The 11,966-nt window shown below is 53.1% G+C and carries 5 protein-coding genes; all 5 read right to left on the bottom strand.

The genetic code is table 11. The features are described 5' to 3' along the window. Positions 1-75: 75 nt before the first annotated feature. Entirely contained in the window at positions 76-5,967 is a 5,892-nt protein-coding gene (locus D7M11_RS03375) for an OmpL47-type beta-barrel domain-containing protein (protein ID WP_120745760.1), read from the bottom strand. A 136-nt stretch (positions 5,968-6,103) separates the two neighbouring features. Continuing rightward, the gene (locus D7M11_RS03370) at positions 6,104-7,987 is read right to left on the bottom strand and encodes an ABC transporter ATP-binding protein (RefSeq protein ID WP_120745759.1); all 1,884 of its coding nucleotides are present in this window, start codon (positions 7,985-7,987) and stop codon (positions 6,104-6,106) included. Then, positions 7,987-9,819 (bottom strand): ABC transporter ATP-binding protein, encoded by a 1,833-nt coding sequence (locus tag D7M11_RS03365; RefSeq protein WP_120745758.1) that lies wholly within the window; start codon positions 9,817-9,819, stop codon positions 7,987-7,989. The genes D7M11_RS03370 and D7M11_RS03365 overlap by 1 nt, the downstream gene beginning before the upstream one ends. 311 nt (positions 9,820-10,130) lie before the next feature. Continuing rightward, positions 10,131-10,406, bottom strand: a complete 276-nt coding sequence (locus D7M11_RS03360) for a CD3324 family protein (RefSeq protein WP_120745757.1) — start codon at positions 10,404-10,406, stop codon at positions 10,131-10,133. Then, positions 10,403-11,446, bottom strand: coding sequence for a Cfr family 23S rRNA (adenine(2503)-C(8))-methyltransferase (locus tag D7M11_RS03355; RefSeq protein ID WP_120745756.1), 1,044 nt, complete (start codon positions 11,444-11,446; stop codon positions 10,403-10,405). Before D7M11_RS03355 ends, D7M11_RS03360 begins: the two co-directional genes overlap by 4 nt. Between the last annotated feature and the right edge of the window lie 520 nt (positions 11,447-11,966).

Here is an 11,966-nt window from a genome sequence, read left to right as displayed (position 1 = left end):
CCAATGAGAAAACAGAGCCTTGCACATGTGCAAGGCTCTGTTGCTGCTGATCCTATCCCCTACTGTATTTTGCCGTTAATTCATCCACCCGGAAAACGTCAGCCAGCGGCTGATCATCACCGCGGCTTCCGCCCTGCTGGCATTTCGGTTCGGCGCATAACTCGTATCCGTGAAGCCGGTAATGACACCCGCCTTCGCATTTCTCGCAACTCCGTCGCGGGCCCACGAAGAGATAGCTTCACGGTCCCGGAAGCCTTCGAGTAACTCATCGGACTTACCGGCATCTCCATCCGTCGCGAATCCCGCAAAGGTCATGGCCCGGGCCAACATAACGGCCATCTGCTCCCGTGTCACCGGCGCATCCGGCCGGAACGTGCCGTCGTCGAAGCCGCCGACCAGCCCCGCCTCCTGTGCGGCTGCGATCGTCCCGGCATACCAATCGTCCTCGGCTACGTCCTTGAACCGCCCTTGTGGCGGAACCGGCCGCAATTCGAGCATACGCGCGAGCAGAACCGCAAACTGCGCCCGCGAAATTTCCTCATCCGGATGGAAGGAACCGTCCGGCATCCCCTGAACGATCAGTTTGGCCTTCAACCGGTCGATTTCTTTTTCCGCCCAATGTCCGGTTATATCGGTGAATGTCCCGCTCTCCCTGACTACCGGCACATAAGTGCCGTTCGTCCGGCTCCATACGGTCACCTGATCGCCGGAGAATACCGCCGGCACAAAGCTGATCGATCCGTCAGGCAGGATGCGGACCACTGTCGTTTCATCTGGATTTGCCGTTTCCCGAAGCTTGATCGTTTTCGGGACGTATTGCGGTGACGAGTCCAGCGACATGACCGTTTTGCCGGCCGTGACGCTAACGCCAAAATCCATAGCCGGGGCTAAAAGCCGATAGCCGGCTTCCGACATCTGCCGCTTCAAGCCTTGCAATCTGTCCGGCTCCGAGATCGCTCTCATCGTTACCGAGATCGTCATTCCCTCGAGGTTGCTCCCCAGCCGTTCGGCAAGCGAAGAGAGCTCCAGAGCGGCCGGGTCCAGCAAGTAGCCGGCTTCCGCGCCTAGCAGCAGGATCTTTTTCCCTGCTTGCGCAGCTGCCGCCACCGATTCAGCCGACAGATCGACGCGCACGGAACGGCCTCCGGCTGCCTGCATAATGTCGGCGAAGGACAGGATTACGTCCTCCCCTCGGGTCTCTGCAAGCGCCGCGGCGAAAGCCTCTCCGCGAACGGTCAGCCGCATATCCGGATCGTTCGCAGAGCCGCTTACTTCCAGTATACCGGGGCTGGCGGCTTCCGGCTTTCCCGTCGCCGGTCCGGGGCCAGAGATGTTCGGCTCCGGCGCGGTTGAGATCGGTGAGCTTGGCGTCGGGCCTCCGCCCTCCTCCGCTTGCTCTTCCTTCTCCGGAAGCGCAAGGGGAAGCACTTTGACCTTGCGCACGACTTCCAGCGCGCGGTTGCCGGATGAATCCTCAGCCTGGTAGCGCAGCTCGTAAACACCGGGCTTGCGGGAATCGACATACCCGCTCACTCGAATGCTGCCGCTAATATCCCCGTCGTAGTTATCCTTGGCCACGGCGCCCGGATCGATAAAGGAAACACCGTAGCCTATGGACATCTCCGGCTCCCCCCGAAGCGTAATGATCGGCCGGATCGTATCGGTCACACGAACCGAACGCGTGACCGGGATCGCCGGATTCCCGGCTTGATCCGTCACCTCGTAGCGGAGCACGTAGCTCCCGAGCCGCGACGCGTCCACAAGGCCCGTTACTGTAATCCGGCCTGTAAGGTCTCCATCCTGCGGATCGAACGCCCTTGCTCCAGGATCGACATAGACCGTACCGACCGGCCATTCCAGCGGATTTTCGCCGATCAGTACGATATAGGGGCTTACCTTGTCCACGACCTGAACGAAACGGACGGCTTCCGCCGCATTGCCGGAGCTGTCGCTAACGCTGTAACGGATCGCGTATATACCCGTTTGCTTCGTATACACACTGCCCGTAACGGTTATCCGGCTCGTGATGTCTCCGTCGTAATTATCCGTCGCCGTTGCCCCCGTATCCGTGTAGGAATCACCCAAGGCAACGATAACCGGATTCGCTCCCATTATCGTGATCGCAGGTTTTGTCGTGTCTACAACCTGTACGATCCGTATTGCTTCGACGGTATTCCCGGTCCGGTCCGATACGCGGTACCGGAGCTCGTAAGCACCAAGCTTGGCGGAATAGACGCTGCCCGTAACCGTTATTTGCCCGGTCAAATCGCCATCCTGCGCATCCGCAGCCTCAGCGCCCGGCTCCGCATAAGGAGTACCGACCTCTAGCAGCAGCGGATTGTCCCCTTTCAATGTAAGTACCGGCATCCCCTGGTCGATCCGGACTACGGCTCGGGCCTCGGCGCTCCGGTTGCCCGCCCCATCGACAGCCAGCGCAAATACCGGTGTCTCCCCCTCCGAGCTGATCTCAACCGCTGTGCCAGGGTATTCCGTCCAAGCTGCGTTTACGCCTTGCTTCACCATATACTTTGCAACGCCGCTCGCCATATCCGTACTGCCGTATACCTCAAACGTCACGGGGCGGTTCGACCAGCCGTGTTCGCTTAGCGATAGCACCGGCACGCTCGGCGGCGTCCGATCGATATGCAATACCGCGCTCGCTTCTCCGCTGACCAGACCGACATGGTCCATAACCCGTGCAAAAACGGTCGTTTCACCTTCCGTATCGACCGTCACGGCGGCGCCCTCGTAATCCGTCCAACTCCCGCTGGGGCTAATCCGATACTGCCAGCGCGTTATCCCGCTGCCCGCATCCGCACCGCCGCTCATTGTAAAGGTGATCTTGTCATTAGTCCAGTATGTCGTGCTCGGGGTCAAGGCCGGAGCGGAAGGCGCCGTTCGGTCGATGCGAACGACCGTATAAGCCGCTTCGCTTACGTTGCCCGCCACATCCAAAGCCCTCGCATAAATAGGTGTTTCACCTTCAGCGCTCACGGTGATGCCGGCTCCCGAAACATCGCTCCACGTACCGTTCGTTCCCAGCTTGAACTGGTACTTCAACACCCCGGAAACGGCATCGGCGCTCCCATATACGGACACCGTCACATTCCCGGACGTCCAGCCTGCAGCGTCGGTCGCAATTATTGGGACCGACGGCGTCGTTCGGTCGACCCGGACCAGAAGTGTGGCCTCTGCACTTATGTGATCGAGCCGGTCTACTGCTCGCGCCGTAACCGTCGTTTCGCCTTCTGCGGTAACGGTTACGAAGTCGCCGGGAGCCACATCCTGCCAAGTGACCGCCCCTAGCTTCACTTGGAATTTCAGCAGACCGCTCAAGCGGTCCGTACCTGCCAGGTTTACCTTGACGTCCCGGGCAGTCCATCCGGACTCACTGGCCGAAACAACCGGCGTCTCCGGGGCGGACCGGTCGATTCGGACCCACGCGGACGATTCGTCGCTTACATTGCCTGCCTTATCTATCGCGCGCACCCGTACCTCGGTTTCGCCTTCCGCCTCGATCCGCAGCTCGCCGGTATACTCCGTCCAATCTGCGGAGGTTCCACCGCTGAGCTTGTATTCCAGACGCTGCAAGCCCGATAGCCCGTCGTCGCCATAGACGGCCACTGTCACAGCAGGCACGTCAATCCAATCGGACGTTTGCGGAGTCACAAGCGGTGGATTCGGCTTCGTTCGGTCGATTCGGACCAGAACGGAGGCTTCCGCGCTGATATGACCAAGTCGGTCTACCGCTCGCGCCGTAACCGTTGTTTCAGCTTCGGCGGTCACGGTCGCGAAGTCGCCGGGAGCCACATCCTGCCAAGCGCCGCCCGCACCCTGCTTCACTTGGAATCTCAGCAGACCGCTCAGGCGGTCCGTACCTGCCAGGTTTACCTTGACGTCCCGGGCAGTCCAATCCGATTCACTGGCCGATACAACCGGCGTCTCCGGAGCGGACCGGTCGATTCGGACCCACGCGGACGATTCGTCGCTTACATTGCCTGCCTTATCTATCGCGCGCACCCGTACCTCGGTTTCGCCTTCCGCCTCGATCCGCAGCTCGCCGGTATACGCCGTCCAGTCAGCGGAGGCTCCGCCGCTAAGCTTGTATTCCAGACGCTGCAAGCCCGATAGCCCGTCGTCGCCATAGACGGCTACTGTCACAGCAGGCGCGTCAATCCAATCGGACGTTTGCGTGGTGACCACCGGAGCATTCGGCTTTGTACGGTCGATCCATATGTCAAAGGCACTTTCCCCGCTTACATGACCCAGCTTATCGACGGTCCTTGCATGAACGGTCCAGCGTCCTTCGTCCTGTAACTTCAGGGGCGGAACGTACGGCGTCCAGTCGGATACAACGGCGCCGTCCAAGGCGGCGATCCGAACCTCGGACCGCAATACGCCGATTCCCGCATCCGCTCCGTCGGTTACGGAAACTGTCACCTCCTCCGCATGTGTCCAACCGGAAGCGTCCGCTGTCAGGACCGGGGACTCCGGAGCAAGCCGATCGATCCGAGCCGTCTTGGCGCTGGCTTCGCTGACTCCTCCCAGCGTGTTCCAGGCTCTCGCCTCGACTTTCGTTTCTCCCTCCGTTTCTACGAGCAGCGGCGCCGTATAGGTCTGCCACAAACCGCCGTTTAACCGGTATTCCGTGCGATCCACCCCGCTTAGTGCTTGACCGTCCGCAATCGTAACCGTCACGGGCTGGTCGCTCCAAGCTTCCGTGCTCAGCGCGATTAGCGGTGCTTGTGGCGGTATACTGTCGATCACCATCGCATCCGTCGTCGTGTAGTCCGATAAGCCGTACTCGGTACCCGCACGCACCCGAAATTTGGCTTCGGTGGTATGGACGGCATCGGGGATGTCATAGGAGAACGTCGCATCGGTCACCCGCTCTCCAATCGTAGACCAAGCGCTTCCATCGTAAAACTCCACCTGATAATAGCGGTCGCTGCCTAGTCCCCAATTACCCGGGGATGTCCATTGCAGCGTGGCAAGCCCATTTGTTCGAGGAGACGAAGGAGCAGCGATTGAAGCCGGCCGCTGCGGCGTGTATTGCTTCAAGCTCCATTTCACCTGCGGCTTGTAATTAAAGCCGCTCACTTGAACGGCAGCTACCGCCTGTCCGTTTTTACGAACGGCGACCGCATGGGATTGACGGCGGATCGAGACCTGAATGATGTCCGTCCACTTCTTCATTTCCGTTTCAATATCGGAGAAGACGTAGCCTGCCGTGACGACCTTGCCTTCCTTCGTAACGGCTGCGGCGACCGAAGAACCTGCGGAAATCCATACGATATCTTTCCACCCGGATACGTCGACGCTGCCGGTCGATACAACTGTCCCGTCGGCTCGAAGCCCCAAGATGAACATATCCCCGGCAGCGATCTGTACGATATTGCTCCAGGAGCCGACATTATCCTGTCCATAGAAATTGTTGCCCTTCATGACAACCTTACCGCCGCTGGTCAAGCCGACCGTGAAGTTGTCGCCGGCGGCTATCTGCGTGATGCCGGACCACTCGGACAAATTGCTGATTTGCCCGTAGCCGTTCATCTTGCCGAGCCCCACAACGGTTCCGTCGGTTTTCAACCCTACCGTAAAGCAATCTCCTGCTACCACAGACTTCATTTGCGTCCATTGTGTCGCTTTTTGAGTCAAATCGTCGCTGGAGAAGCAAGCGTTGCCGCCGTCTTTCCCCGCTGCATACACACGCCCGTCAGTCGTAACTGCGACGGCATGCTTCAATCCCGCATCGATCGATTTGACGTTCGTCCAGTCCCACAAGTTTAACATTTGAACTTGACCGTCGCCGACTACTGTTCCGTCGGGTTTCAAGCCGAGCGTATAGTCTTGTTGGGTGGCGATGTAGCTGGGCAGCGGATGGGGCGGATATCCCTCTGCCGCCATCGCTAGCCGTTCGCCGCCCAGGCCGGCCATCACCAACACCGAAATGATCGCGAGTATCACGCCTGGCTGAGCTCGTATGTTTCGTTTCCATCGTTTCGATACCAATGTCTTTTAGCAACTCCTCTCCGTCTGTTAGGTCAGCTAACTCCAATAGCATAACGCGGAGAGTTTAAAACCGGTTTAAAAAACAGCAATTTTAACGGTCAAACCTTGCCTTTTCCGTATAATACTGAGCCTGAGCGTTCCACAGCTCGGCATATTTCCCATTCGAGATTTGCAGCAATTCGGAATGGGTGCCGAATTGAACGATCCGGCCATCATGAAAAACAGCGATCCGATCGCAAAACCGGCATGAGGAAAGTCTGTGGGATACGAACAACGCTGTTTTTCCGCCGATCATTTCGTTGAATCTGGAGTACACTTCATATTCCGAGACGGGGTCGAGGGCTGCCGTTGGCTCATCCAGCACTACGATCGGCGCATCCTTGTAGATGGCGCGCGCCAAGGCGATCTTTTGCGACTCGCCGCCAGATAGATCGACTCCGTCTTCTTCGAAGTTTTTGTAAATCGATTGTTTCGTTCCTAGAGGCAGTTCGCGTATTCGATCGGCTATTCCCGCTTTTTGCAGCGATCGCCAAACGTTTTCTTCCTCGTAGTCCTTCGACACCGCCACATTTTGCCCTATAGGAAAAGCCAGCAGTTGAAAATCTTGAAACACCACCGAAAAAAGGCTCAAGTAAGCTTTATACTCAAACTTCGTTATGTCTTTCCCATTCAGCGTGATGTATCCCGATTCCGGACTGTATAGCCGGCACAGCAATTTAATCATAGTGGATTTGCCGGAACCGTTCATCCCTACTATCGCAGTGCGACTGCTCGGCGATAGCTTCAAGCTCAGATTGTGCAGCGCATATTGTTCACTCGCCGGATAACGGAAGCTGACATTGTGAAATTCAATCTCCCATCCGGCTTCGGACCTGGCAGGAATCTCTGTTCCCTCATGATTTTCCGAAGGCATATCGATAAATTCATAAAGCAGTTCCACGTAGTTATTGTTGCTTCTGATTTTCGAGAGCGAGACCGATAAATGCCCGGCCGCCGAAACAAGCCTGAATATCGCCGCATAGCTTTGCGTAACGCTTCCAATACTGATCGTGCCGGAAAGCGCTTTAAGACCGATAAAGATATATATAAGGCCGCCGATTAAAGCTGAAATCGCCGAATTGAAGCTAAGATATTTCTGATTAAGGCGGTATGTGCCATTAACGACGTGTAACCAAGGCAATCGTCCTTTGGCAAGCACTTCATCTACAATAAGCTGGCGCTGATCGAATATTCGCACATCCTTGCCGGCCTGATCGTCTTCCAGGTAGAAATGATTGTAATATCCAATGTATCCGTTTATTCGGGCGCCGTTTTGAAACAGCTCAAATTCTTTCTTTTTAGCTGATCTTGAATTTCTTACGGTTTGCGCTATGCAAATGACAATTGCCGCTATTAGCAATAGGGAAAACCATACCGAATTCTCCACGCCTATCCTACCGCTGCCAGCTGCAGCAGTTGCCGTAAGGGCGCCAAAAGAAATCGCAACAGCAACGATCACTGAAAAGGAGCTTTCGACAATGGTGGCTATCTGTTCCACGATCGCGTGAACCCCTCCTCCAGCTGCGTACATATTGCCCATAATTTTTTCCCGCAGCTCTGTGTTTTTGGGATCTTCCAGTCTTGTAAAGTCCATGGTCAAGTTTTTGTCATTCAAAAAATGCTGAAGCCTCGCTTCAAACATCCCGTTTTGGATCGATACCTTTTTCGATACCCATTCCGCCAGTACGGACATCAGAAATGTTCCACCGACTGTTACTCCTACATAAAAGGCAAGCAACTTTAGATTTCGCTCACCCAGCAATTCGTCAATAATTACAGCCAGCATGTATATGGAAACAAAAGGTATTATGGCGTTGAGTACCGACTTTACAAGCGTCAGCTCCATTAGTCCCGGCGAAATCTGTCTGGCAAGGGTACAGCCGCGCTTAATCATTTGCAGATCTTTACCAAAACTTCTCCTATCGGCATCGCTCACTATACAGCTTCCTCCCCTGCGTTACGTTGGTAATACTGGCTCTGGATATCAAAAATTTCCTTATAAGCCCCGCCGAGTGCCATTAGCTCATCATGAGTTCCCGTCTCCGTTATGGTTTTATCCTGGATAAGGATGATTCGATCGCAAAAGCGTGTAGAAGAAAGCCTGTGGGATATAAAAAGCGCGGTTTTATTTTTGGTCAGTTCATCGTACTTGAGATACATCTGATTCTCGGCGATCGGATCAAGCGCAGCCGTCGGCTCGTCCAGAATAATTAGCGGAGCATCCTTGTACAGCGCTCGCGCCAGCAGAAGCTTCTGGTTTTCTCCTCCTGAAAGCTGGACGCCTTGATCCGTTACGGAAGGTACGAGATTGGTGGCGAAGCCGTTCGGCAAGCTTTCGATTTTGCTTTTGATCCCCGCCAGCTCCGTACATGTATAAAGCTTCTCCCAGTCGACTTCTTCATCGGAGCAAAATGTAATATTATTAGCGATGCTTACAGGCAGCAAACATACATTTTGAAATACGGCCGTAATGAGGGTGTAGTATTCGTCTCTATTAAATTCCTTGATATCGGTTCCGTTCAATAAAACGCGGCCTGAAACCGGTTCCAAGAGACCACAAATCAGTTTAACCAAAGTGGTCTTGCCTGCGCCATTCGTGCCTACAATCGCAAGCCTCTCTCCTTTGCGAATGTTCAAATGGATCCGGTCAAGAATCAGCTCCTTGCTGCCTTCATAATGAAAACTGACATTGTCTAGAACAATCTCCACCGGTTCATCCGTAGGCGGGAGAGGTGCTCCTTCCGTCCTCCTCATCTTGTCCGTCGTATCGATCAAATGCCGATAATCGTTTACCTTATAATGGGCTGTTGAAAGCTTTCCGATTCTGCCTACGATTTGTTCCAGCCATTGCCCGAATCCGGTAATCGCTCCGAAGTACAGTACAAATTCTCCAATGGAGATCTCGTGATGATCCATCTTCCAAATTAAATAAACATAGGCGCCTCCGTTTCGCACCACAATCAATAGAGCTTCGAGCAGCGCCTGCCTGTATCGTTTCGATGCGATTTTGTTCTGCCAGTTGTATTGTTCTCGCATAAAAAACTCGGACATGCTGTCTATCCAAGTTTTCATGTTGTAGATCCGTATATCTTTGGCGATAGAACTATCGCTCGTGCGGCTGACCACATAATCCAGCTTGCGATCGATTTGGGCACGCTCGTCCTTGGTCTGATGCTGCCATTTTTCGATATGCAGTACAACAAGCACGTTAACCGCATAGCTTAATAGAAGCAGGAGAATGATAAGAGGGTTTAGCCAAATTAGTAGAGCACAAAATGATAGAAATCCAAAAGCGTTTTTCAACAGCTCGACAAAATGCGGATAAATAGAAACCATATTCACATTGACATTCCTGTTGAGCGCTTGATGAGATCGTTCAATTTTGGTTTTTCCCGCCGGAGAGGCGAACTGTGGATAATCCATATCGACGATTTTCCACGATTTTCGGATATAAAAGTGCAAGTTCCATATTCGAACGGAATTCCTATAAATGCTTTGTTCGGTATAATAACTAACATACATCAGAACCATCATCGCCATCGTCAACACGCTTAGTTGCATCACGAATTCAGAAGCCGGAACCGAGTTCGCAATCGCGTCCAGTACCACTTTGGGAATCCATATGCCCAGGAGCGAGACAGCAATATCGGAAGGAATTCTTACGAACGGTACGAAAACTCCCTTCTTATCAAAGTTCCATTGCTCGCGAATCATAAAGATCAAATTGCTGAAAAAACCGTATGCTGCGCTCTGCTTGCTTACCTCCATAGGGATACCTCGTTTTATCCAATTTTTTTAAGCCTTGTATCGAAACGTTTTGCTTTATAAAAATAAGGGAATTTTCGGTAAAAGTATAGACTTATAATTTGCTTTTTGTTATACTAATATTATGGATGGCGAGGACATCCTCGTTGTATTAAATCGTGCCAAAATCATACATACAAATTAACGCGTGCAATGCCTTAGGCATTGCACGTTTTTGCTGTTAAGGCAAGAAATCCGCCAGCCCCCCGTTGCCGATTCGACCCATCACAAGAAAACGAGCCCTGGAAGCAACTCCAACGGCTCGTTTTCTTGTGCTACATTTTCAAAGTATAGTGATTGATGATTTCTCGAATGGCATAGATCGATAACAAATAAGATTGCGCCAGTTGTTCAACAGAGGCTCCCGATGTATAAGCTTGGATAATATCGCTATTTCGCCTATCCATCTCCTTCCGGCAAACGGCTGCCTCTTCCATGCTCGGATGATCATCCTTGCTAGCCGGAATGTAGATCGTTCCGCCCTGCACAAACTGTTGCAATTGTTCGATCAGCTCTTGGGGGAGAATAACGGTAGCGTCGATAGGTTTCATGTAGGTTCACTCCTGTGTCCATATAGCTGACCGCAAGCCGCATCGATATCCGTTCCGAATTGCGTTCGCACTGTGACGTTGATTCCCTTGGATTTTAAGATCCGAACAAACCTTGCAACCTGATCCCGATCCGATTGCCCGTAGCTATCTGGCGTAACTTCGGTCGAGTTGTACGGAATCAGATTGACGTGATAGAGATGTCCGCCAGGCCCCCTTGCACCGAGCAACTCGCTAACCGCTTCCGCATGCGCGACCGAGTCGTTCACCCCTCGAAGAAGAATATACGCGATGTACACCTTTCTCCTCGTATGGCGGATATGAAGATCCAGTGCGCGGAGCACATCGCGGATCGGAAACCGATCGTTGATCGGCATCAGCTCGCTTCGCTGCTCATCGAATGGCGAATGCATCGAGAAGGTCAGATTCACTTGCGGAAACTCCCGTGTCAGCTTCTCGATTCCCGGCAAAAGACCAATGGTAGAAATCGTAATTCGTCGATGGCCTAAACCGAAGAGACTCGGGTCGGTCAATATCGTCAGCGCATCAAATAGATGCGGGTTGGCTAGTGCTTCCCCCATCCCCATGCATGCAACGCTGTCCAGAGCGTCGCCGTTTATATGAAAGTATAACAATTGGTCGGTAATTTCGTCGGCGGTCAAATTTCGTTTCAGGCCGATAGTGCCGGTCGCGCAAAATTTGCACCCGAACCCGCAGCCGCACTGGGTGGAAATGCAATACGAGTTCCATCCCCGCTCATACGAGAGCCGTACGGCTTCAATGCGTTCGTTGTCCGGGGTGGCAAAAAGGATCTTGCGGACCTGTTTGGACATCAGTTCCTTGACCGGAACGACGCTGCATACGCGCGGACCGAGTCTTCGAATCAATTCGTCGCGCAAAAATGGAGGCAGCATGGTCATCCGTTCGTATTCGCCAACGTTTTGCTTGAAGATCGCATCCGTAATTTGCTTATACCGATATGCAGGCTGTTTGAAGTCGGATAAGATTCTCCGGATCGTTTCATATTTCGATAGGGGTTTCATGTCTTCTCCTTACTGCCGGAGAAAACGTTAAAAGCAACCGCTAGCGGTGGCTTCATACGTGGTTAGCCAACTAACGCAAAAGCACAAATCGTTGCAAACGGATCGCTACGTGTTTCTGTCGATAGAGAGATAACCCTCCGGCAACCGAATTGGTTGTTGTGTGAACCGCTTTACTGGACTGGAACCGGTTCACCCAATCATCTACGACCTCAATCAACATGGCAATCATCCTCCCGGAAACGACTTTCCCAAGCAACAAAAAAGAGCTGCAAGAAAGTTCCCCTTCTTGTAGCTCAAAAACACGGCAATATCCAGCTCCATACGGAGCATGAACCGGATCTATTTTTGAGTGAAAAGAATACGGTAACTTTCTTGCCCATGAAGAATAAAACAACAATCCGCTTTATTCTTCTCATCAAAGGCAAGTCCGATTACATTATCCTCTTCATCTCCTAACGTTAAGCGTTAAAGAAATTGTAACATTACAGCGTGGCCGCTAACAATGCCAAAAACAAATAAA

Source organism: Paenibacillus ginsengarvi (assembly GCF_003626695.1).
Taxonomy (GTDB): Bacteria; Bacillota; Bacilli; order Paenibacillales; family NBRC-103111; genus Paenibacillus_AB; species Paenibacillus_AB ginsengarvi.
This window is presented reverse-complemented; position numbering and strand designations above follow the sequence as displayed.